This is a genomic window from Pseudomonas cremoricolorata (assembly GCF_000759535.1).
Classification (GTDB): Bacteria; Pseudomonadota; Gammaproteobacteria; order Pseudomonadales; family Pseudomonadaceae; genus Aquipseudomonas; species Aquipseudomonas cremoricolorata_A.
Genome location: NZ_CP009455.1, coordinates 2,856,360 through 2,878,160 on the forward strand (window position 1 = coordinate 2,856,360; position 21,801 = coordinate 2,878,160).

A 21,801-nucleotide genomic window follows, 5' to 3' on the forward strand; every position below is an offset into this window, starting at 1 on the left:
GGCCGCCGTCCGGCGGCCCATTCCTTGAGTCAGATGCCCATCAAGGCACTTGTGCGGTGCTGCCAGCCAGCTTTGGTTGCCGGTAGACGTCCAGCAGAACCTGATCAAGGATTGATGCGGCGCCCCAAGGCTTTGGATCGTTGAGAATCGCCGAGACGGCCCAGGTGTTGCCGTTGCTGTCGCGGGTGAAGCCGGCAATGGCGCGCACCGTGTTCAAGGTGCCGGTCTTGATGTGGCCCTCACCGCGCAGAGCCGTTCCTTTCAGGCGTTTGCGCATGGTCCCGTCCATGCCCACCAGCGGCATGGAGCTGATGAACTCGGCAGCGTACGGACTTTTCCAGGCGGCCTGTAGCAGCATGGCCATTTCCCGCGTGCTGACACGCTCGGCGCGAGATAGCCCCGAGCCATTTTCCATGACCAGGTGCGGTGAGGTGATGCCTTTCTTGGCCATCCACTGACGGATGACCCGCTGCGCGGCACGGGCATCGTCACCATCGGCGTCGGTACGGAAACGCGCGCCAATGCTCAGGAACAGCTGTTGGGCCATGGTGTTGTTGCTGTACTTGTTGATGTCGCGGATGACTTCCACCAGATCCGGCGAGAAGGCGCGTGCCAGCAGGCGGGCGCTCTTGGGCACACTCTCGATCCGATCGCGGCCGGCAATGGTGCCGCCCAGTTCATTCCAGATGGCACGTACGGCGCCCGCGGCGTAGGTGGGGTGGTCGAGCAGCGAGAGGTAGGTCTGTGAGTTGCAGCCATCGCCCAACTGCCCGCTGACCACCACGCTCATGCCGTCAGCTTGCTGCACCGGGTTGTAGCGCACATCGCCACTGCACTGCTTGGAGGCCACGGCCTTGACCTGATTGTCGATGCGGATGCTGGCGATGGGGGGCTCCACCGATACCGATACCTTGCCGCCGTCGTTGCGCGCGACGAAACGCAGCGCCTTGAGGTTGACCAGGAGCGAGTCGGGCTTGACCAGGAAGGGCTTGTTTTCGTCACCGCCATCGTCATTGAAGGCGGGCAGGTTCGGCTGGACGAAGTGGCTGCGGTCCAGCACCAGGTCGCCGGTGATGGTGCGCACGCCGTTGGCGCGCAGGTCGCGCATCAGCAGCCAGAGTTTTTCCATGTTCAGTTTCGGATCACCGCCACCTTTGAGGTAGAGGTTGCCATTGAGCACACCATTGCTCAGCGCGCCGTCAGTGTAGAACTCGGTTTTCCACTGGTAGGTCGGGCCGAGCAGCTCGAGTGCCGCGTAGGTGGTCACCAGCTTCATGGTCGAGGCTGGGTTGACCGAGACATCGGCGTTGTACACCGTGGCAGCGCCCGGACCGTCGAGCGGCAGCATCACCAGCGACAACGCCGATTCCTGCAGTTTGTTGGTCTTGAGTGCCTGTTGCACCTTGGGCGAGAGACTGGTGTTGACCGGTGCTGCGTGGCTGGAAAACGCCAGCGGCAGCAGCAGACCGGCGAGCAGAAGGGGACGAAGAGATGTGATCATGGGTCGGAAAAACCTGCGCACGGAAGAAATGGGCAGAGGGGCTGTATGAGATGATGGCCCCGTGAAAACAGCGTTGGCATTATGCCCCAAGCGTAGGCCACATGCGTCAGCTTTGAGACAAAAGCGCCGCCGCCCCGCGGAAACTGCTAAAGTGCCGCGCGTAATTACTCAAGAGGATTGTTTCATGGCTACCAACCGTTCCCGTCGACTGCGCAAGAAGCTGTGCGTGGATGAATTCCAGGAGTTGGGTTTCGAGCTGAACCTGGCTTTCAAGGAAGACCTGTCTGACGAAGCCATCGACGCTTTCCTCGACGCTTTCCTGGCTGAGGCCATGGATGCCAATGGTCTGGACTACGTCGGCGGTGATGACTTCGGTCTGGTCTGCCTGGCCGAGCGTGGCTCGGTCAGCGAAGAGCAGCGCGCTGCAGTCGAAGCATGGCTCAAGGCCCGTAGCGAACTGACCAAGGTCGAAGTCAGCCCACTGCTGGACGCCTGGTATCCGGAAAAACCGATCAACTCGGCTTCCTGAACCACGCAAAACGGCCACCCTCGGGTGGCCGTTTCAGTTCTATGCAGTGCTGACCTGCAGTTCTCGTCTCAGCGCTTTTTCCACTCGCCGCATATGACGTGCCAGGCGTTGGCGGTGGTTTCGCAGAGGCTGCACCTGGCGGTGTTGCTGCAGCAGTTCGCACGCCTGCATCAGCGCCCTGGCGTCAAGCATGCGGGCCGCACCCAGGATCTTGTGTGCCTGGTCGGCCAGGGCGTCGGGCGCTTCCTGCGGGTCGATGCGCATCAGCTCATGGAAGTCGTGCTGAAGGCTCGAAAGCAAGGTTTCCAGCAGCCGCCTGCGGTCGGCCTCGCTGTCGCCGACCACCGCTCTCAGACCGCTCAAGTCGAAAGGTCGCGAGTGCCCTGGTTGACGCTGTCCGGCTGCGCTGATCCCGCTCAGGCGCTGGTTGAGCGCTGACAGCGAGATCGGCTTGAGCAGGCAGTCGTCCATCCCGGCATCGATGCATTGCTGGCGCACTTCGGGCTGCGCGTTGGCGGTATAGCCCAGGATCGTGCAGCGTCGATGGCCCTGCAGCTGCTCTTCTGCGCGAAGGATGCGTGCCAGTTGGTAGCCGCTCATGTGCGGCATGTTGCAGTCGAGGATGAGCACATCGAAGTCACCCGCTCGCCATGTGTTGAGCCCCTCGCGACCATTGCTGGCACTTTCATGGCTCAGCCCGAGTTGGTCGAGCTGCTGCGTCATCAGCATCAGGTTGGCCGGATGATCGTCGATCACCAGTACGTGCAGGTGCGGATCGAGCGGTGGCGTCTTTTCTTCACAGATCGCCGGCGGCGCTGGAGGCTCCGCGTGCCGCAGGCTCATCTGCATGCGCACTCGCGTGCCCACGCCCTGCAGGCTCTCCAGGGTCAGGCTGCCGCCCATCATCTCGCACAGGTTCTTGCTGATCACCAGCCCCAGGCCTGTGCCGTTGCGGGCTTCCTGGCTGTTCGGATTGGCTTGCACGAATGGGCTGAACAGGCGCCGGAGCTGGTCTTCACCGATGCCGATGCCGGTGTCGTGGACCTCCAGTTCGAGCATCAGTGAGCCCGCTGTGGCGGTCTCGCACAAGGCTACGCTGATGCGCACCTGCCCTTGTTCGGTGAACTTGATGGCGTTGCTGACCAGGTTGGAGATCACCTGTTTGAACCGCAGCGGGTCTACCCATGCATGGCTGCGCAGGCCGGGCCTTATCACCACTTGGAGCGCCAGACCCTTCTGCCGCGCCAGACCATCGAACACGCGGCCCACCGATTCGACCAGCTCGATGGGGTCGACCACCTCCGGGTTCAGCGAGAGGTGTCCGGATTCGATGCGAACGATGTCGAGAATATCGCCGATCAGACCCAGCAGATCCTTGGCCGACTGGTGGGCGACTTCGATGGCCGGGCGATCGAGCTCGCCGTGATCGGCTCTGCGCAAGGCCAGTTCCAGCATGCCGATCACCGCGTTCATCGGCGTGCGGATCTCGTGGCTTATGGTCGCGAGGAAGGTGCTCTTGGCTCGGTTGGCATCGTCTGCCTGTTGCTTGGCCAGGCGCAGGTCCTGGACCAGTTCTCGGCGGTCACTGATGTCGATCCAGCCGCCGATGATGCCCTGCACCTCGCCGAGCGAGTCGCGGTAAGGCAGTATCCAGTGGTAAAGGGTTTTCTCCTCGTCGTTGAAGCGCATCGGTCGATCGAGAATCAACGGCGTGCCTTGCTCCATGACGGTCTGGTAGTCGCACTGCATCTGCCGCGTGTAGGCGCAGTTGGTCAATGCGCTTTCTTCAAGGCGCATGCCCAGGACGTCATCGGCCTGGGCATTGACCGCTTCCAGGTAGCTTTCGTTGCAGCTTTGCAGGCGCCCCTCGCGATCACGAACGTACATCGGATGCGGCGTGCCGTTGAGCAGCGCGCGCATGAATTCGAGCTGATCGCTCAAGGCTCGCTCGGCCAGACGACGCTGGCCGATCTGCCGACGCAGGCGAGCGTTCCACATCAACGCCAGGACCAGCATGGCGGCGGTAATCAAGACCACCTGAAGAATGATGCGCCGGTACAGTGGCCACTGTGCATCGTCGAACAGGCTATAGCTGCGCCAGCGACTGTGGATCACGCCAAGCTCTTCGGGGGTGATGCTCAGCAGCGCCTTGTCGAGTATCGAAGCCAGTTCCGTCGCACCCGGGGCCGTGGCCATGGCGAAGCTCGCCGGCTCGCTGCCGACGGTCATGCGGATGACCAGGTTGTCGCGGGTGGTGAGCGCATGGTTGGCGTCGATCAGCGTGGTCACGGCGGCGTCCACTGCGCCACTGGCCAGCAGGCCGATGGAATACAACGAGCTCTGTGTCGGCACCAGCACGATCTGCGGATGGCTTGCGCTGAGCTTGCGCTCGATGCTGCCGTGCGCCGCAACGGCTACTCGCTTGCCGGCCAATTGATCGAGCGAGGTAGGCTGGCCGGCGTCGGCACGGGTCACCAGGACGTGTGAGGTTTCCAGGTAAGGGCGGGTGATGCCCAGCCCTTTGCCGATACCTTCGTTGTCTGCGAAGGTGGCGATGACATCGCTGCTACCGTGCACCAGCCCGGCGATCATGTCGTTGATGTCGCCGCCGCGCTGCACCTGAAAGCGCAAGCCGGTGCGCAGGCGGATCAGTTCCAGCAGGTCGGCCGCGATGCCACGCAGGTGGCCGTTGCTGTCGAGAAACGAGAGCGGTGCTGCATTCTCGTTGACTACCACACGCATCACGGGATTGTTGCGCAGCCAGCGCGCTTCGCGTTCTGACAGCTGCAGCTTGCGGTCGGTCAGCAGGTTGTCGCTGCCGGCGCTCCAGCGTCTGGAAATTTCCGTGCGGGTATTGCTGGGCAAGGCATCGAGAATGGTATTGACCAGCTCGAGCAGCAGGGTCTCGTTCTGTCGCATGGCGAAACTGAAGCCGACCATCTCGTGCTTGCCGAAGCTGGCCATGCGCAGGTGGGGGACGTGCCCCTGGTTGATCTGATAGTGCGTTGAAATGGTATCGCCGATGAAGATATCGGCCTGGTCGAACGCTACGGCATTGATCGCCTGCGTGGTCGATTCATAGGTCTGCAGTTGCGCATTGGGGTAGGCGGCGCTGATCTCGGTATTGGGCAGATAGTGGTAGAGCATGCTCAGACGCATGCCCTCCAGGCCCATGTCCAGAGGGCGGGTTTCATCCTCGCGGGTGACCAGCACGGGCTGGTCGACAGCGTAGGGCCTTGAAAGCACCAATCCGGCTTTCGCCGCTTCAAAGCCGTTGGCACTGCCCAGCAGGTCGATTTGTCCGCGCTTGAGCGCCTCGATCGCTGCCTTGCGGTCTGGCAGACGAAGGATCTCCACGGGCAACCCCAAGGCGGTGCTGATCAGCCCCACATAGTCGGCCGTCAGCCCCTGGTACTCGCGACCGCCGATGGTGATGTCGAAGGGAGGATTGTCCGGAGCGGTGGTGCCGACCACCAGCCGCTGGCGGCTGCTGATCCACTGACGCTGCCGTGGGGTCAATGGAATGTCCATGGCCTGGGCACTGGCGCGGCTTAGCAGCAGATAGGTATGCGCATCGAGAGGGCGTGCCTGGGCCTGGCCTGCGAACCAGCAGAGGATCAGGGCCAGCAGCAGACCGGCATGGGCATTCATGGTCGTGCCTCAGACCAACGCATTGCGCTTGGCGATGTCGATCAGCTCGACCAGTGTTTCGACCTGCAGCTTCTGCATCAGTCGCTTCTTGTAGGTACTGACCGTCTTGTTGCTGAGAAACATCCCGCGGGCAATGTCTTTGTTGCTGCGTCCCTGGGCAAAAAGTTGCAATACCATCAACTCACGGTCGTTGATCAGGCGAAACAGTTCAAGGTCACGATTGTCCTGCTGCAAGGTCGTATTGATGGCCTGACTCGGAAAATAGTTGTAACCAGAAAGTACGGCTTTGATCGCACTGAGTAATTCACCAAGATCCTCCTGTTTGCACACATAGCCCGAAGCGCCGGACTGCATGCAGCGCACGGCGAACAGCGCAGGTGATTGCGCCGTGAGCACCAGCACCTTCATGGGTAGGCCCATGCTTTGCAGGCGCGACAGCACCTCAAGGCCATCGAGCTTGGGAATGCTGATGTCGAGGATCACCAGATCGGGTTTGCTCTCGCGAACCATCTGCATGGCGTCGACGCCATTGTCGGATTCACCGACGATCTTGTAGTGCTGGTTCTCCAGCAACATCCGAACAGCCAGACGAATGACCGGATGATCGTCCACAATGAGGATTGAATGCATATCGGCTTTCCATGCGGGAGAAGTGGGCAGCCGGCACCTTAACGTAGTTGATGAGGGTCGCACATGGCGGTTGGGTCAATCAGACGGATATAGGAAATGGCTTACAGTAAAATCGAAGTCTGGCTACGAAGTTTCCCTGAGTATTGAAGTGTCAAGTCGCAGTTGTTTTCTATATATGTAAATTTCGCAGTTACTGTTTATTACTACTGATTGCACTGTAGGATGATTCCTAGTGCACTGCGCGGCGACATAGCGACGCAGTGCATACCGATCACACCGGGCTGGAGCGCCCGGTCATTTCGCAGGCCATCTCGCTGGCGTAGCTGTCGGTCATGCCGGCGATGAAGTCGATCATGCGTAAAAAGGCGCTGTGCAGCGAGCCATTGGGGTCGGGGGCATGATTGCCCAGCAGGTCGAGCACGCGCCGGCTCTTGAACGACGGCGTGCGTCCGCCCTGTTGCTCGAGCGCCGCCAGGCAGAAGGCGTTGAGGAGTATTTCCAGGGTGGTATAAGCGCCGATTTCATGCAGGGTCTTGCGCTTGTCCTGGAAGATCTTCTTGCGCGCCATGTCCTTGGCCTGCAGCACGCAACGCTGGGCCGGACCGTGCATATGCTCGACCAGGTCGCCTGTCAGCTCGCCACGCAGCAGAGCAGGCTGTTGCTCGACGAACGCCTCGGCGGCGGCGTTGGTCAGGTGCTCGATGGCCTTGCCGCGCAGGATGGCAAGCTTGCGTCGACGTGAGTCATTCGGGCCCAAAAGGCGGTAGGTGTCGGGCAAGTCATCACCCACCAGATCGAGCAACAACGCCTCGACCTCGGTGTAGTGCAGCAGGTCCATTTCCAGGCCGTCTTCCAGGTCGATCAAGGCATAGCAGATGTCGTCTGCCGCCTCCATCAGGTAGACCAGAGGGTGGCGCGCCCAGCGCTGCGCTTCCAGCTGTGGCAGGCCAAGCTTGTCGGCGATGGTCTGCAACAGGGGCAGCTCGCTCTGGTAGCAGCCGAACTTGTGCTTCTTGTAGCCAAGGGCGTCGGCATGGCGCGCGCTCCAGGGATACTTGAGGTAGGTACCGAGGGTGGCATAGGTCAGGCGCATGCCGCCGTCGAACTGGTGATACTCCAGTTGGGTGAGGACGCGCAGACCTTGCGCATTGCCTTCGAAGTTGAGGAAGTCGGCGCGTTGCGCATCGCTCATGTCATCCAGCCAGCCACGTCCTGCGGCCTGCTGGAACCAGTAGCGGATCGCATCCTCGCCCGAATGTCCGAACGGCGGGTTGCCGATATCGTGGGCCAGGCAGGCCGACTGCACGATCATGCCCAGGTCGCTTGGCTCGCACCAGTCCGGCAACTGATCGCGCAGCGTCTGGCCAACGCCCATGCCCAGCGAGCGGCCCACGCAGCTGACCTCCAGCGAGTGGGTCAGGCGGGTATGGATGTGATCGTTGCTGTACACCGGGTGCACCTGGGTCTTGCGCCCCAGACGGCGAAACGCACCGGAAAAGATGATTCGGTCGTGGTCCTTGTGAAATGGGCTACGGCCCATTTCCTGCGGGCTGGAATGGGCTTTGCCCAAACGCTCGCGGTTCAGCAGGCTATGCCAGTCCAAGGCTGCATCTCCATCGGGTCGAGCGCTGAGCTTGCGCGGGTAGGGGATGCCCGCGCAAGTCAGAAGGTTCAGCGTCGACGGCTTTCGATCAGGGCGCGTACCAGCGGTACCAGGCTGCTGCTCATGCCCAGCAGGCGGGCCAGGCCGCCGCCACGGACGCCCTTGCCGGTCACAAAGCCCAGCGCCACGACGGCTGCCAGGTTCCAGAACGACAGGCGACGGCCATCCAGGCCGTGCTGCACCGAACTGCCCATGTTACGCAGACGGCGGATCGGGTCGAGCAGTTGCGCGGTCTCCAGGCGTACTTCCTGGCGATGCATCTCCATGCGCAGGCGCAGCAGCGCCTTGCGCATTTCCTTGGGGTCTCGGCTGGTTGGCATTTGCGGCAGGCTCATGGCAACAGGCGCTCCCGGTCCTTGGCCAGCTCTTCGAGCGTGGCGCTGAAAGGTGATGATTCATCGAACACTGCCGATTTCAGGCGCAGCGCGCAGAAAACCGCTGCCAGGGCGTAGAACACGCACAAGCCGATGATGCCAGCCAGGCGATAGCTGTCCCAGACCAGTACCAGCAGCAGCCCGGAGAGGGCAGAGAGCAGCAGCAGACCGAACACCAGGGCAAAGCCTGCGAATAGCAGCAGGCGCAGGGTGCGGCCTTTCTGCTCCTGCAACTCGATGCCGAACAGTTCGACGTGGCTATGAAGCAATCCAAGCACGGCAGCGCCCAGGCGTTTGCCGGTCGCTGCTGTACCGACGGCGTCCTTATCCATTACCCGATCCTCAGCGACGGTTGGCCAGAAGGCCGATCAACAGGCCTACGCCTGCAGCGATGCCGACGGCGTGCCAAGGTTTTTCCTGGACATAGGTTTCCACGGTCAGCAACGCTTCCTGGCCTCGCTCGCGAACGTTTTCCTGGGTTTGCTGCAGGCTCTCTCGGGCCTGCACCAGACGCTCGTGAACCTGCTCGCGCAGCTCATCAGCTTGGTCCCCGGCCAGATTGGCGGTGTCGGCGAGCAGTTTTTCCGTATCGCGCACCAGAGCCTGGAAGTCAGCCATGAGGATGTCTTGTGCAGTATTTGCCGATTTGCTGGCCATGAATGGCGCTCCCTGTAAGTGTCTGTGGGTAGTTCGAGTGACTCGCCGTACGGAAGGTTCACTGGGCATGGTTGCGCCAGATAGTGGTGGGCCGGGCAACGGCCCGTGCAGTGCAAGTGTTACAGCGTGGCCGCGGGTCCGAGCTGATCTGGCGCAGATGCGCATGGCCCGGTGCCGAACTAGAATAGTGCCTCGATACACAACACCCATCCAGACTAGGCGCAAAACCACCATGCTGCCCGAATGCCAACTGTACGGCACCCTTGGGTGCCATCTGTGCGAAGTGGCCGAGTCCATGCTCATGCCGTTGGTCGAACATGGCCTGCTGGTCGAACTGCTGGATATCACCGACGATCCGGCGACCTGCGAACGGCTCGCCCTGCGCATTCCGGTGCTGCGTCGCGCAGACACTGGCGCAGAGCTGGACTGGCCGTTCGATACCGCGCAGGTCGTCGCATTTCTGCACACCTCGACGATTTGACGGGCAGCCGAGCAACTCCGTATGCTGTATGTAAATACAGTATCGGGAAGCGCCCATGCTCAATGTCGAGCAACTCAAGTACAGCGTCAACCGTATGGATGTCAGGCGGCTCGAAGATGCCGTGCTGGAACTACGCCTGGAGGGCCTGGTGCTCGACGAACGTACCCCATTCGGCAAGGTGCATTTCAATACCTGCTTTGCCGAGGTCGAGGCGTCGTTTCAGCGTGCTGGCTATCATCGGCCGCTGGATGTGGTGGGTTACCAGGGGCTGGCCTATGCCTTGTACGACCCGGCACGCTGGGATGCCGTGCAGGTGCTGCGCTGGCTCAAGGCGCGCTGCGAGCCGGTCGAGCAGGCTGGCTGAGGCGCCACGCATCGCGGATAATCCGGCGTTTGATTCCGACCCAGGCACCCCATGACTTCCACCTTCGACCCCGCCCAGCAGCAAGCCAGCACCTTGTGCCTGCCCCCCGGTGACTGGCCCACGGTACTCGATTGTCTGTGCGAACGCTTTCCTGCCATCAGCCGTGAGCAGTGGTGCGACCGCTTCTCAAGAGGCCGTGTGCTGGATGCCGATGGCCGTGCGCTGGGTGTCGGGCACGTCTATCGGCGTGGCATGCGGGTGCATTACTTTCGCGAGGTTGCCGAGGAAAAACCCATTCCGGTACACGAGCAGGTGCTGTTTCAGGACGAGCACCTGGTGGTGGTCGACAAGCCGCACTTTCTGCCGGTGACCCCGTCAGGCGGGTACGTCGAGCAGACCTTGCTGCGTCGGCTCATCCGCCGCCTGGACAATCCGCATCTGGTGCCGCTGCACCGCATCGACCGCCACACCGCCGGCCTGGTGCTGTTTTCCGCCAATCCGCAGAGCCGCAGCCTGTATCAGCGACTGTTCCCCGAACGGCGCATCGAAAAACATTACCAGGCCATCGCCGCGGCACTGCCGCAGCGTCAGTTCCCACTGGTGCACTGCAGTCGCCTGGAACATGGCGAGCCGTTCTTTCGCATGCAGGAAGTGCCCGGAGACGCCAACAGTGAAACCCACGCCCAGGTGCTCGAGCGCAATGGCCAGTGGTGGCGCTATGGCCTGTTGCCGATCACCGGCAAGACTCACCAACTACGAGTGCACATGGCGGCACTGGGTGCGCCGATCTGCAACGACCCGTTCTACCCGACGCTGCGTAACGATCAGGACGACTACCAGCGCCCGCTCAAGCTGCTGGCCCAGCAACTGCGTTTCGAAGATCCGCTGGGGGGAGGGGAGCGCTGTTACCAGTCCCGGCTGACCCTGGACTGGTAGCGTTGGCTCCGGCATTGCGCCAGGGCCTTGGATGGGTCAGCGGTTGAAGCGCTCGACCAGTGAGTATTGCGTGCCCGCGGTGCTGGTCAGTTCCTCGCTGAGCAGCGCCGAGCGCTGCGCCTGTCCGGAGGTCTGGTCGGCCAGGTCGGCGATGGTGCTGATGTTGCGGCTGATCTCGTCGGCCACCGCGCTCTGTTCTTCGGTGGCCGCTGCGATCTGCGTGGTCATGTCGGTGATATTGGCCACGGCATCGCTGATGCCGACCAGCGCCTGGTCAGCCTGCATCACCCACTCGACACCTTCCTGGGCTTGGCGATGGCCGGTTTCCATCGTTTGCACGGCGTTGTTGGCGGTCTGCTGCAACTTGGCGATCAAGGTGTGGATCTGCCCGGTGGATTCGGCGGTACGCTGCGCCAGTTGACGAACCTCATCGGCCACCACGGCAAAGCCACGGCCCATTTCTCCGGCGCGGGCCGCCTCGATGGCTGCGTTGAGCGCCAGCAGGTTGGTCTGGTCGGCGATACCCTTGATGACATCGACCACGCCGCCGATTTCATCGCTGTCCTTGGCCAGTTGCGTCACCGTGCGCCCGGTGTCACCGACCGCGCTGGACAGCCGTTCGATGGCGTCGCGGGTTTCTCCGGCGATGGTGCGACCTTCGCTGGTCAGGCGATTGGCTTGCTGGGTGGCGTCGGCGGTGCGCTGCACGTGGCTGGCGACTTCCTGGGTGGTTGCCGCCATCTGGTTGACTGCCGCCGCAACCTGCTCGGTTTCCACGCGCTGCCGCTCAAGACCTGCCGAGCTCTGATGGGCCAGGCTGTCGGACTGCCTGGCCTGCTCGCTGAGGTGCTCGGCGCTGTCCTGCAGACGCGTCAGGCAGGTCTTCATCCGCGCATCCTGGCTGAGCATGGCCATTTCCAGGCGTGCCTGGACACCACGGCTGTCGGTGTACATCTGCGCGATCAGCGGGTCGGAAGTGGTCTGTTCGGCCAGGCGTAGCAGGCGCTTGAGCCCGCGCTGCTGCCAGCTCAGGCCAATCAGGCCCAGCGGCACCGACAGTCCCGCCGCCAGGGCGAAGCCTGCGCCGTGGCCGAAATAACTGCCGATGACGAAGCCAATCTGGCTGACCAGAATGAATGGCAGCCAGTCTTGCGCCACCGGCAGCCATTTGTCGCGGCGCGGAACGGCCGACTTGCCTTGGTTCAGCCGTTGGTACAGCGCTTCGGCGCGACGCACTTGCTCGGCAGTCGGTTTGACCCGCACCGATTCGTAGCCTACCACTTGGTTATTGTCGAATATCGGCGTGACGTAGGCGTTGACCCAGTAGTGATCGCCGTTCTGGCAACGGTTCTTGACGATGCCCATCCACGGCAGGCCTTGCTTGAGGGTCTGCCACATGTGGGCGAATACCGCTTCAGGCACGTCGGGGTGGCGCACCAGGTTGTGCGGCGAGCCAATCAGGGCGTCACGCTCGAAGCCGCTGATCTCGACGAAGGCGTCGTTGCAGTAGCTGATCACGCCCTTCACGTTGGTGGTGGAGATCAACCGCTGCTGGGCAGGGAAAGTCCGTTCTCTCTGAGTGATCGGTTGGTTGTTACGCATGGCGGCAGGTGTCCGAAGATAGTCGCAAGGTTTTTTGAACTATCGGCACGCTGGCGTTTTTGTTGAGGTTTTTTTTGCCCCGAGGTCGGGTCTGTCATGGATATGTCGTAACCGCGTGCTACGCCGTCGCTCTCAGCCAACGGCGCGCGAGCCTGCGCCCTTAGGGTTACTTGAAGCGCCGTTCGACGCCTTTCTCGACAAGGATCTTCGCGGCGATTTCTTCCACCGAGAAATGTGTGGAGTTGATGTGGGCGATGTTCTCGCGACGGAACAGGCCTTCGACCTCGCGTACTTCGAACTCGCATTGGGCAAAGCTCGAGTAGCGGCTGTTGGGCTTGCGTTCATGGCGAATCGCGGTAAGGCGGTCGGGGTCGATGGTCAGGCCGAACAGTTTGCTCTGGTGCTTGCGCAGCACGGCAGGCAGTTGCAGGCGCTCCATGTCGTCTTCGGTGAATGGGTAGTTGGCTGCGCGAATACCGAATTGCATGGCCATATACAGGCAGGTCGGGGTTTTGCCACAGCGCGAGACGCCCACCAGGATCAGGTCGGCCTTGTCGTAATAATGGGTACGGGCGCCGTCGTCGTTGTCCAGGGCGAAGTTCACCGCCTCGATGCGCTCCATGTAGTTGGAGTTGCCGCCGATGGAGTGCGACTTGCCCACCGAATAGGAGGAACTGGCCATCAGTTCCTGCTCCAGCGGGGAAAGGAACGAGGAGAAGATGTCGATCATGAAGCCATTGGAGGTGGCGAGTATCTCGCGGATGTCCTGATTGACGATGGTGTCGAAGATGATTGGCCGCACGCCATCACGTTCCGCCGCCAGGTTGATTTGCGCAACCATGGCGCGGGCTTTGTCGGCAGTGTCGATATAAGGACGGGTAAATTTGTTGAACGGGGTAGTATCGAACTGAGCCAGCAGGCTTTGCCCGAGTGTTTCGGCCGTGATCCCGGTACCGTCGGAGATGAAGAACGCGGTTCGTTTCATGTGCGCCTTGGGCCTTAAGCTGCTGAATGTTTCTGGATATGATAGGTTCGGTTTGCCGAACACGATGTCCGGCATTCTTACTCAATTTGCACGTCCAGGCCACAAGCGTCCGGTCCGGCCAGCATCGGTCGGCGGCGCCTCTTTGAGCTTTTCCCAACACAGTTAGTGGAGAGATCACCTTGGTAGAGTACGTAGTTTCCCTCGATAAGCTCGGCGTCCATGATGTAGAGCACGTAGGGGGCAAGAACGCTTCCCTGGGCGAGATGATCAGCAACCTTGCCGGCGCTGGCGTTTCGGTGCCGGGCGGCTTTGCCACTACGGCCCAGGCGTACCGCGATTTTCTTGAGCAAAGTGGCCTGAACGATCGCATCCATGCCGCACTCGACGCCCTGGATGTCGATGACATCGCAGCCCTGACGCACACCGGCGCACAGATTCGCCAGTGGGTCATGGATGCAGAATTCCCCCCGCGCCTGGACGCGGAAATCCGCACTGCCTTCGCCAGCATGGCCGCCGGTAACGACAACATGGCAGTCGCCGTGCGCTCGTCGGCCACCGCCGAAGACTTGCCAGACGCCTCGTTCGCCGGTCAGCAGGAAACCTTCCTCAACATCCGCGGCGTCGACAACGTCATCCGCGCCGCCAAGGAAGTGTTCGCATCGCTGTTCAACGACCGCGCCATCGCCTATCGCGTGCACCAGGGCTTCGACCACAAGCTGGTCGCCCTGTCGGCCGGTGTGCAGCGCATGGTCCGTTCGGAAACCGGTACCGCCGGGGTCATGTTCACCCTCGATACCGAGTCGGGCTTCCGCGATGTGGTGTTCATCACCGGCGCCTACGGCCTGGGTGAAACCGTGGTTCAGGGGGCGGTCAACCCGGACGAGTTCTACGTGCACAAGCAGACCCTGGAGGCCGGGCGTCCGGCGATCCTGCGGCGTAACCTGGGCAGCAAGGCGATCAAGATGATCTACGGCGAGGAAGCCAAGGCCGGCCGTTCGGTGAAGACCGTCGACGTCGACCGCGCCGAGCGCGCGCGCTTCTGCCTGAGCAACGAGGAAGTCGCCGAGCTGGCCAAGCAGGCGATGATCATCGAGAAGCACTACCAGCGTCCGATGGACATCGAGTGGGCCAAGGACGGTGACGACGGCAAGCTGTACATCGTTCAGGCGCGTCCCGAGACGGTCAAGAGCCGGGCCAGCGCCAATGTCATGGAGCGCTACCTGCTCAAGGAAAAAGGCACCGTGCTGGTCGAAGGCCGGGCGATCGGTCAGCGCATCGGCGCCGGCAAGGTCCGGGTGATCAACGACGTGTCGGAAATGGACAAGGTCCAGCCTGGCGACGTACTGGTCTCGGACATGACCGACCCGGACTGGGAGCCGGTGATGAAGCGCGCCAGCGCCATCGTCACCAACCGTGGCGGACGCACCTGCCACGCGGCGATCATCGCCCGCGAACTGGGTATTCCGGCCGTGGTCGGTTGCGGTAACGCCACCCAGTTGCTCAAGGATGGCCAGGGCGTGACCGTCTCGTGCGCCGAGGGTGACACCGGCTTCATTTTCGAGGGTGAGCTGGGCTTCGACGTCAAGCAGAACTCGGTCGACGCCATGCCCGAGCTGCCGTTCAAGATCATGATGAACGTCGGTAACCCCGACCGCGCGTTCGACTTCGCCCAGCTACCCAACGAAGGGGTAGGCCTGGCGCGTCTGGAATTCATCATCAACCGCATGATCGGCGTGCACCCCAAGGCGCTGCTCAACTACGCCGGTCTGCCGCCCGAGCTCAAGGACAGCGTCGACAAGCGCGTGGCCGGCTATGCCGACCCGGTCAGCTTCTACGTCGACAAGCTGGTCGAGGGCATCAGTACCCTGGCCGCGGCGTTCTACCCGAAAAAGGTCATCGTGCGGCTGTCGGACTTCAAGTCCAACGAATACGCCAACCTCATCGGCGGCAAGCTGTACGAGCCGGAAGAAGAAAACCCGATGCTGGGCTTCCGCGGCGCGTCGCGCTACATCAGCGAGTCGTTCCGTGACTGCTTCGAGCTGGAGTGCCGCGCGCTCAAGCACGTGCGCAACGTCATGGGCCTGACCAACGTCGAGATCATGGTGCCGTTCGTGCGCACCTTGGGCGAGGCCAGCCAGGTGGTCGATCTGCTGGCCGAAAACGGCCTGGCCCGGGGTGACAACGGCCTGCGCGTCATCATGATGTGCGAGCTGCCGTCCAACGCCATTCTGGCCGAGGAATTCCTCGAATACTTCGACGGCTTCTCCATCGGCTCCAACGACCTGACTCAGCTGACCCTGGGCCTGGACCGCGACTCCGGGATCATCGCCCACCTGTTCGACGAGCGTAATCCTGCGGTCAAGAAGCTGCTGGCCAATGCCATCGCCGCCTGCAACAAGGCCGGCAAGTACATCGGCATCTGTGGTCAGGGCCCATCCGACCACCCCGATCTGGCCAAGTGGCTGATGGAGCAGGGCATCGAGAGCGTTTCGCTCAACCCTGACTCGGTGCTGGAAACCTGGTTCTTCCTCGCCGAAGAGCAAGTCGCCGGCTGATGCCGACAGCCGTTGCGGCGCTGGCCGCAGCGGATCATCGCGATGCATGCGCGGGCGCCGCCCGATGCCGGCTTGATTGGCATTGGGCAGCGCCCGCGTGTGCATTTATACTCGCCGTTTTTTCGTGCGCCAGATTCCATGCAAAGCAGCAGTGCTCTCTTTCCCGTCGCCTTGCTCAGTGCCGAGCGGCGCGGCGACCTCAGTGAAGATGTCTACCGCATCAAGGCCGGTAATCGCTCCGACCCCAGCGTGGAACTTGCGTTGACGCGCCTGGGCAAGGTCGAACAGCCCAACGCCCAGGGTGTCCCGGTGATCCTGCTGCATGGCAGCTTTTCCAACCGCCGCTTCTGGTTCTCGCCCAAGGGCATCGGCCTTGGGGCGTTTCTCGCTCGCGCCGGGTTCGATGTGTGGATTCCAGAGATGCGTGGTCATGGCCTGTCGCCGCGCAACCGGCGCTGGGCGCGCAACCGCGTGGCCGACTATGCCGCTGAGGATCTGCCGCTGATCGCCGCGTTCGTCATGGAGCAGACCGGCCAGGCGCCGCACTGGCTGGGTCATTCGCTGGGCGGCATCACCCTGGCGGCCGCCTTGGGCGGCGGTTACCTGGATGCCACCCACGTGGCCAGCGCAGCGTTTTTCGGCACCCAGGTGAGCCGCCGTCGCTGGCCGCTGAAGATTCCGCCGCTGGTATGGGCCTTGCGTCTGCTGCTCAAGCGATTTTCCCATGTCTGCGGAACGCGCCTGAAGCGCGGACCCGAGGACGAGCCCATGAGCCTGGTCTTCGAAGCGTTGCGCTGGCAGGGCCTGTTCGGCCGCTTCGGCGAGAAAGGCAACGACTGGTGGCAAGGCCTGGCGAATGTCCAGGTGCCGGTGCTGGCGGTGTCCGGCGCAGCCGATCGGCAGGATCCGCCTTGGGCATGTCGTGCACTGTTCGAGCAGGTCGGCAGCGTACACAAGCAGTACCTGTGCCTGGGCCAGGCTCCGGGCAGTCAGGCCTTCGGCCATGTCGACATGCTGGTGAGCAAGGCGGCACAAACCGCGGTCTGGCCCTTGGTTCGGCATTGGCTCGAACAGCCGTTCGCGCCGCTGCCAGGCGCTGAGCAGGTTGATGCGTCGCGGGTGACCGAGGTGCCCTCGGCGGTGTAGCCTTGGCCCCCGCTACTGCAACAACTTACCTTTGGTCACGACTGACAGGAGTTCGCCATGCAGCACTACCTCACCCCCGACCTGTGCGATGCCAACCCCGAACACATCCACGTGCTCGAGCCGATGTTCAGCAACTTCGGTGGCCGTGATTCCTTCGGCGGGGAGATCGTCACCCTCAAGTGTTTCGAAGACAACTCACTGGTGCGCGAGCAGGTCGAGCTAGACGGCAGCGGCAAGGTGCTGGTGGTCGATGGCGGTGGTTCGCTGCGCCGTGCACTGCTGGGTGACATGCTTGCCGAGAAAGCCGCGAAGAATGGTTGGGAAGGGCTGCTGATCTACGGTTGCGTGCGTGATGTCGACGCTCTGATCCAGATCGACGTCGGCGTGCAGGCACTGGCCAGTCACCCGCTCAAGACCGATAAGCGCGGCGAGGGCCAACTGAACGTGGTGGTCAGCTTCGCTGGCGTGACTTTCCGGCCAGGCGAGTACCTGTATGCCGACAACAATGGCGTGATCGTTTCGACGCAATGCCTGGCCATGCCCGAGTGACGCGCCAGCGGCGCTGATGGAGCTTCAATGTTCGAGCAAGACAACGCGCAGTGGGGGCTGGTGCATGCCCTGCTGCTCGACGGTAACGGTGGCGGTCGCGCGGTCGCCCGTACCGAACTGAGCGACCTGCAACTGCAACCCGAGCAGAGTCTGTGGTTGCATTGGGATCGCAGTCACCCGCAGACGCGCACCTGGCTGTTGCGTGACAGCGGCCTGAGCGAGTTCGCCTGCGAGCTGCTGCTGGAAGAAAATACCCGACCCCGGCTGTTGCCACTGGCCAATGAACAGCTATTGCTGTTCTTGCGCGGAGTGAACCTCAACCCGGGTGCTGAACCCGAGGACATGGTGTCGGTGCGCATCTTCGCCCAAGCGCAGCGGGTCATTTCCCTGCGCCTGCGTCCCCTGCGCGCCAGCGACGAAATCCTTCAGCAACTGGCTGAAGGGCGGGGGCCGAAGACCGCCTCCGAGCTGCTGGTGGTGATGGGCGAGCTGCTCACCGAGAAGGTCCAGGCGCTGGTCACCGAGCTGACCGAAGAGGTCGACCTGGAAGAAGAGCAAGTCGAGGCTGACGATCGCCACGCCCCGGCCCAGGGCAGCCTGCAACTGATACGCCGCCGCGCCGCGGCACTGCGGCGATTTCTGGCCCCGCAGCGCGACATCTATGCGCAGCTTTCGCGGCACAAGTGGAGCTGGTTCGCCGAGCGCGATGCCGACTACTGGAACGAACTCAACAACAGCCTGATTCGCTACCTCGAAGAGCTTGAACTGGCACGTGAACGGGCGGCGCTGCTGCTGGAAAGCGAGGACCGCAAGCGCGACGAGCGGATGAACCGCACCATGTATCGCCTGGGAATCATCACCTGCATCTTCCTGCCGATGAGCTTCGTCACCGGCTTGTTGGGCATTAACGTCGGCGGTATCCCGTGGTCGCAAAGCCCCAATGGCTTCATCTTCGCCAGCCTTGTGGTGCTTGCCCTGGCGCTTGGCCAGTGGTGGCTGTTCCGGCGTTTGCGCTGGGTATGAGGCAGGTGAGGGGTGCCGCTCGGGGTGTAGGGTTTGTGACCTGTGGCGCTACGGCCTCGTCTCTGACTGACATTGCGCGAGGTGCCCATGCACGATCCGTTTGAAGAATCTCTGCGCGACCTGCTCAAGGCTTCGCCGTCCGGCCACGACCGTGATGACGCTGCTTGCCTGGGACGCGTACTCAAGACGGCCAACCGCCAGGTTGGCGCCGGCGACCTGTTCACCTTGCTCGGCCGCTGTGGCCAGGCGCTGATGGTCGCCCTCAACAATGGCTCGGCGCACGTTGCGCCGGTGCGTCGCACCGCTGCCGGTGGCAGCAAAGCTGATAAGGCTGACTGATTATGGAACTCGATCTCTGGACCCAGAGCCTGGTCACTGCAATGACCGCCCTGTGGACTAAAGTGGCGAACTTCATCCCGAACCTGTTCGGTGCGCTGGTGGTGGTACTGCTCGGTTTCGTGGTGGCCAAGCTGCTCGACACCTTGCTTTCGAAACTGCTCGCCAAGCTTGGCCTGGACCGCCTGATGAGCGGTACCGGCCTGACCAAGATGTTCAACCGGGTCGGCATTCAGGTGCCGGTCTCGACCCTGATCGGCAAGATCGTCTACTGGTTCGTGCTGTTGATCTTCCTCGTATCGGCCGCCGAGTCGCTTGGCCTGGAGCGGGTTTCGGCAACCCTCGACATGCTCGCCCTGTACCTGCCCAAAGTGTTCGGCGCGGCACTGGTGCTGCTTGCCGGCGTGCTCCTGGCGCAGTTGGCCAATGGCCTGGTCCGCGGCGCCGCCGAGGGCATCGGCCTGGAGTACGCGGCGGGCGTCGGACGCATCGTCCAGGGCCTGGTGATCATCATTGCCATTTCGGTGGCGATCAGCCAGCTGGAGGTCAAGACCGACCTGCTCAACCATGTCATCGTCATCGGTCTGATTACCGTTGGTCTGGCGATTGCCCTGGCGATGGGGCTGGGCAGTCGGGAAATCGCGGGGCAGATTCTTGCCGGTATCTACGTGCGTGAGCTGTTTCAGGTCGGTCAGAGCGTGCAGATCGGCGAGGTAGAAGGGTTGATCGAGGAGATCGGCACGGTCAAGACGACGCTGCTGACCGACGACGGTGAGCTGGTGTCGCTGTCCAACCGGCAACTGCTCGAACAGCGCGTCACCCGCCGCTAATCGGGGAAAAGCTGTTAATGTATGCCGCCGCTGAAAAGGGCCCTGGGGGCCGAGCGGCGACATTGACCTGACTGTCGGCCAGATGCGTTTTGAATAAAGTCCATTCGCTGCCCATGCGCTATGACCCCCGCGAACTCACGGACGAAGAGTTGGTGGCGCGCTCGCATGAGGAGCTTTTCCACGTCACCCGCGCCTATGAAGAGCTCATGCGGCGTTACCAGCGCACCCTGTTCAACGTGTGTGCGCGTTATTTGGGGAACGACCGTGACGCGGATGATGTCTGTCAGGAAGTGATGCTGAAGGTGCTGTACGGGTTGAAGAATTTCGAGGGGAAATCGAAGTTCAAGACCTGGCTCTACAGCATCACCTACAACGAGTGCATTACCCAGTATCGCAAGGAGCGACGCAAACGACGGCTGATGGATGCCCTGAGTCTCGACCCGGTCGAAGAGGCCACCGAAGACAAGGCGCCGCAGCCAGAAGAAAAAGGCGGACTGGATAAGTGGCTGGTGCATGTCAACCCGATTGATCGGGAAATCCTGGTGCTGCGTTTTGTCGCAGAGCTGGAGTTTCAGGAGATCGCTGACATCATGCACATGGGGCTGAGCGCAACGAAAATGCGGTACAAGCGCGCACTCGATAAATTGAGGGAAAAATTTGCGGGTCTGGCTGAAACTTAGTCGATGGCAAATACCTCTAACCAGCCGGTGAGTTCTGCTAGACTTGCCGTCGAGTTGTGCCCCCACCCGGATGGTGGCGGGACTGCTTAACTACCATCAGATGGGGATTTAACGGATGAAACTGAAAAATACCTTGGGCTTGGCCATTGGCTCGCTCATCGCAGCTACCTCGGTTGGTGTCATGGCTCAAGGCCAGGGCGCTGTTGAAACCGAGATCTTCTACAAAAAAGAATACTTCGACAGCCAGCGTGACTTCAAAAACGACGGCAACCTGTTCGGTGGTTCGATCGGTTACTTCCTGACCGACGACGTTGAACTGCGTCTGGGCTACGACGAAGTGCACAACGCCCGTGGCGACGACGGCAAGAACATCAAGGGCTCTAACACCGCCCTGGACGCCGTTTACCACTTCAACAACCCGTACGACGCTATCCGTCCGTACGTATCGGCTGGTTTCTCTCACCAGTCGATCGGCCAGAGCTTCCGCGGCGGTCGTAACCACTCCACCTTCGCCAACCTGGGCGCTGGTGCCAAGTGGTACATCACCGACATGTTCTACGCCCGTGCAGGCGTTGAAGCTCAGTACAACATCGACCAAGGTGACACCGAGTGGGCACCGAGCGTTGGCGTTGGTCTGAACTTCGGTGGCAGCCCGAAATCGCAGGAAGTCGCTCCGACCCCAGCACCCGTTGCTGACGTCTGCACCGACAGCGATAACGACGGCGTCTGCGACAACGTCGACAAGTGCCCAGACACCCCAGCCAACGTTACCGTTGACGCTGATGGCTGCCCGGCTGTTGCCGAAGTCGTTCGCGTTGAGCTGGACGTCAAGTTCGACTTCGACAAGTCGGTCGTCAAGCCTAATAGCTACGGCGACATCAAGAACCTGGCTGACTTCATGAAGCAGTACCCACAGACCACCACCACCGTGGAAGGTCACACTGACTCCGTCGGTCCAGACGCTTACAACCAGAAGCTCTCCGAGCGTCGTGCCAACGCTGTCAAGCAAGTACTGACCCAGCAGTACGGCGTGGAATCCAGCCGTGTTGATTCGGTTGGCTACGGCGAGTCCCGTCCGGTTGCCGATAACGCCACCGAAGAAGGTCGCGCTATCAACCGTCGCGTTGAAGCTCAAGTAGAAGCCCAAGCCAAGTAATTGGTCTGACGCTTCATGAAAAACCCGGCTTCGGCCGGGTTTTTCTTTGCCTGGGATTTGGTGGCGCCGGTTGAACCATGCGTGCGTCCGCTCAGCGACATGATCGCATCGACTGAACTGTCGTTGCGCCGAAGGGCTGGCTATAATCGCCAC

The 21,801-nt window shown here is 61.9% G+C and carries 21 protein-coding genes; 12 read left to right on the forward strand and 9 right to left on the reverse strand.

Features of this window, described 5'->3' with window-relative positions; all coding sequences use genetic code 11:
* Window positions 1-40: 40 nt before the first annotated feature.
* Window positions 41-1,501: a D-alanyl-D-alanine carboxypeptidase/D-alanyl-D-alanine endopeptidase gene (gene dacB, locus LK03_RS12645; protein WP_038412733.1), complete on the reverse strand. Its 1,461-nt coding sequence runs from the start codon at window positions 1,499-1,501 to the stop codon at window positions 41-43.
* Between the two features lie 184 nt (window positions 1,502-1,685).
* On the opposite strand from dacB, the gene LK03_RS12650 reads away from it, so the two are divergent.
* The gene (locus tag LK03_RS12650; protein ID WP_038412734.1) at window positions 1,686-2,030 is read left to right on the forward strand and encodes a YggL family protein; all 345 of its coding nucleotides are present in this window, start codon (window positions 1,686-1,688) and stop codon (window positions 2,028-2,030) included.
* Window positions 2,031-2,069: 39 nt separating this feature from the next.
* On the opposite strand, the gene LK03_RS12655 is transcribed toward LK03_RS12650, so the two are convergent.
* From LK03_RS12655 to LK03_RS12680, 6 genes are all read right to left on the reverse strand, one after another.
* Window positions 2,070-5,681 (reverse strand): transporter substrate-binding domain-containing protein, encoded by a 3,612-nt coding sequence (locus LK03_RS12655; RefSeq protein ID WP_038412735.1) that lies wholly within the window; start codon window positions 5,679-5,681, stop codon window positions 2,070-2,072.
* A gap of 9 nt (window positions 5,682-5,690) precedes the next feature.
* Entirely contained in the window at window positions 5,691-6,311 is a 621-nt protein-coding gene (locus LK03_RS12660; protein WP_038412736.1) for a response regulator transcription factor, read from the reverse strand.
* A gap of 271 nt (window positions 6,312-6,582) precedes the next feature.
* On the reverse strand, window positions 6,583-7,914 hold the full coding sequence (locus LK03_RS12665; RefSeq protein WP_038412739.1) for a deoxyguanosinetriphosphate triphosphohydrolase: 1,332 nt from the start codon (window positions 7,912-7,914) through the stop codon (window positions 6,583-6,585).
* Window positions 7,915-7,982: 68 nt separating this feature from the next.
* Complete coding sequence (locus LK03_RS12670; RefSeq protein WP_038412741.1) at window positions 7,983-8,309, reverse strand: hypothetical protein; 327 nt, start codon at window positions 8,307-8,309, stop codon at window positions 7,983-7,985.
* A complete protein-coding gene (locus tag LK03_RS12675) occupies window positions 8,306-8,680 on the reverse strand; it encodes a phage holin family protein (RefSeq protein WP_038412742.1) in 375 nt (124 codons plus the stop codon). Before LK03_RS12675 ends, LK03_RS12670 begins: the two co-directional genes overlap by 4 nt.
* 10 nt (window positions 8,681-8,690) lie before the next feature.
* Window positions 8,691-9,005 (reverse strand): DUF883 family protein, encoded by a 315-nt coding sequence (locus LK03_RS12680; protein ID WP_038412743.1) that lies wholly within the window; start codon window positions 9,003-9,005, stop codon window positions 8,691-8,693.
* Between the two features lie 232 nt (window positions 9,006-9,237).
* Here LK03_RS12680 and LK03_RS12685 point away from each other — a divergent pair, with 232 nt between their 5' ends.
* Genes LK03_RS12685 through LK03_RS12695 form a run of 3 tightly spaced genes read left to right on the forward strand, consistent with a single transcriptional unit; the run spans window position 9,238 to window position 10,786 of the window.
* Window positions 9,238-9,486 (forward strand): glutaredoxin family protein, encoded by a 249-nt coding sequence (locus LK03_RS12685; protein ID WP_038412744.1) that lies wholly within the window; start codon window positions 9,238-9,240, stop codon window positions 9,484-9,486.
* A 55-nt stretch (window positions 9,487-9,541) separates the two neighbouring features.
* On the forward strand, window positions 9,542-9,850 hold the full coding sequence (locus LK03_RS12690; protein WP_038412745.1) for a hypothetical protein: 309 nt from the start codon (window positions 9,542-9,544) through the stop codon (window positions 9,848-9,850).
* A gap of 51 nt (window positions 9,851-9,901) precedes the next feature.
* The gene (locus tag LK03_RS12695; RefSeq protein WP_038412746.1) at window positions 9,902-10,786 is read left to right on the forward strand and encodes a pseudouridine synthase; all 885 of its coding nucleotides are present in this window, start codon (window positions 9,902-9,904) and stop codon (window positions 10,784-10,786) included.
* Window positions 10,787-10,822: 36 nt separating this feature from the next.
* Here the strand turns inward: LK03_RS12695 and LK03_RS12700 are convergent, their stop codons facing one another.
* Together LK03_RS12700 and ppsR are read right to left on the reverse strand one after the other, a co-directional pair.
* Window positions 10,823-12,388: a methyl-accepting chemotaxis protein gene (locus LK03_RS12700; protein ID WP_038412747.1), complete on the reverse strand. Its 1,566-nt coding sequence runs from the start codon at window positions 12,386-12,388 to the stop codon at window positions 10,823-10,825.
* Between the two features lie 166 nt (window positions 12,389-12,554).
* On the reverse strand, window positions 12,555-13,373 hold the full coding sequence (gene ppsR, locus LK03_RS12705; RefSeq protein WP_028694484.1) for a posphoenolpyruvate synthetase regulatory kinase/phosphorylase PpsR: 819 nt from the start codon (window positions 13,371-13,373) through the stop codon (window positions 12,555-12,557).
* A gap of 179 nt (window positions 13,374-13,552) precedes the next feature.
* Here ppsR and ppsA point away from each other — a divergent pair, with 179 nt between their 5' ends.
* The 8 genes from ppsA (at window position 13,553) to LK03_RS12745 (ending at window position 21,648) form a co-directional block, all read left to right on the forward strand.
* Window positions 13,553-15,928 (forward strand): phosphoenolpyruvate synthase, encoded by a 2,376-nt coding sequence (gene ppsA, locus LK03_RS12710; RefSeq protein WP_038412748.1) that lies wholly within the window; start codon window positions 13,553-13,555, stop codon window positions 15,926-15,928.
* A gap of 138 nt (window positions 15,929-16,066) precedes the next feature.
* Window positions 16,067-17,074 (forward strand): alpha/beta fold hydrolase, encoded by a 1,008-nt coding sequence (locus tag LK03_RS12715; RefSeq protein WP_038414708.1) that lies wholly within the window; start codon window positions 16,067-16,069, stop codon window positions 17,072-17,074.
* A 57-nt stretch (window positions 17,075-17,131) separates the two neighbouring features.
* The gene (rraA, locus tag LK03_RS12720; protein ID WP_038412749.1) at window positions 17,132-17,623 is read left to right on the forward strand and encodes a ribonuclease E activity regulator RraA; all 492 of its coding nucleotides are present in this window, start codon (window positions 17,132-17,134) and stop codon (window positions 17,621-17,623) included.
* Between the two features lie 27 nt (window positions 17,624-17,650).
* Complete coding sequence (locus LK03_RS12725) at window positions 17,651-18,646, forward strand: CorA family divalent cation transporter (RefSeq protein WP_038412750.1); 996 nt, start codon at window positions 17,651-17,653, stop codon at window positions 18,644-18,646.
* Between the two features lie 87 nt (window positions 18,647-18,733).
* The gene (locus LK03_RS12730; protein ID WP_038412751.1) at window positions 18,734-18,985 is read left to right on the forward strand and encodes a hypothetical protein; all 252 of its coding nucleotides are present in this window, start codon (window positions 18,734-18,736) and stop codon (window positions 18,983-18,985) included.
* Window positions 18,986-18,987: 2 nt separating this feature from the next.
* Window positions 18,988-19,812 carry a mechanosensitive ion channel family protein gene (locus tag LK03_RS12735; protein WP_038412752.1) on the forward strand — a complete coding sequence of 275 codons (825 nt, stop codon included), beginning with the start codon at window positions 18,988-18,990 and terminating at the stop codon, window positions 19,810-19,812.
* A 113-nt stretch (window positions 19,813-19,925) separates the two neighbouring features.
* The gene (sigX, locus tag LK03_RS12740; protein ID WP_033727558.1) at window positions 19,926-20,492 is read left to right on the forward strand and encodes an RNA polymerase sigma factor SigX; all 567 of its coding nucleotides are present in this window, start codon (window positions 19,926-19,928) and stop codon (window positions 20,490-20,492) included.
* Between the two features lie 115 nt (window positions 20,493-20,607).
* Window positions 20,608-21,648 (forward strand): OmpA family protein, encoded by a 1,041-nt coding sequence (locus tag LK03_RS12745; protein ID WP_038412753.1) that lies wholly within the window; start codon window positions 20,608-20,610, stop codon window positions 21,646-21,648.
* Window positions 21,649-21,801 lie beyond the last annotated feature (153 nt).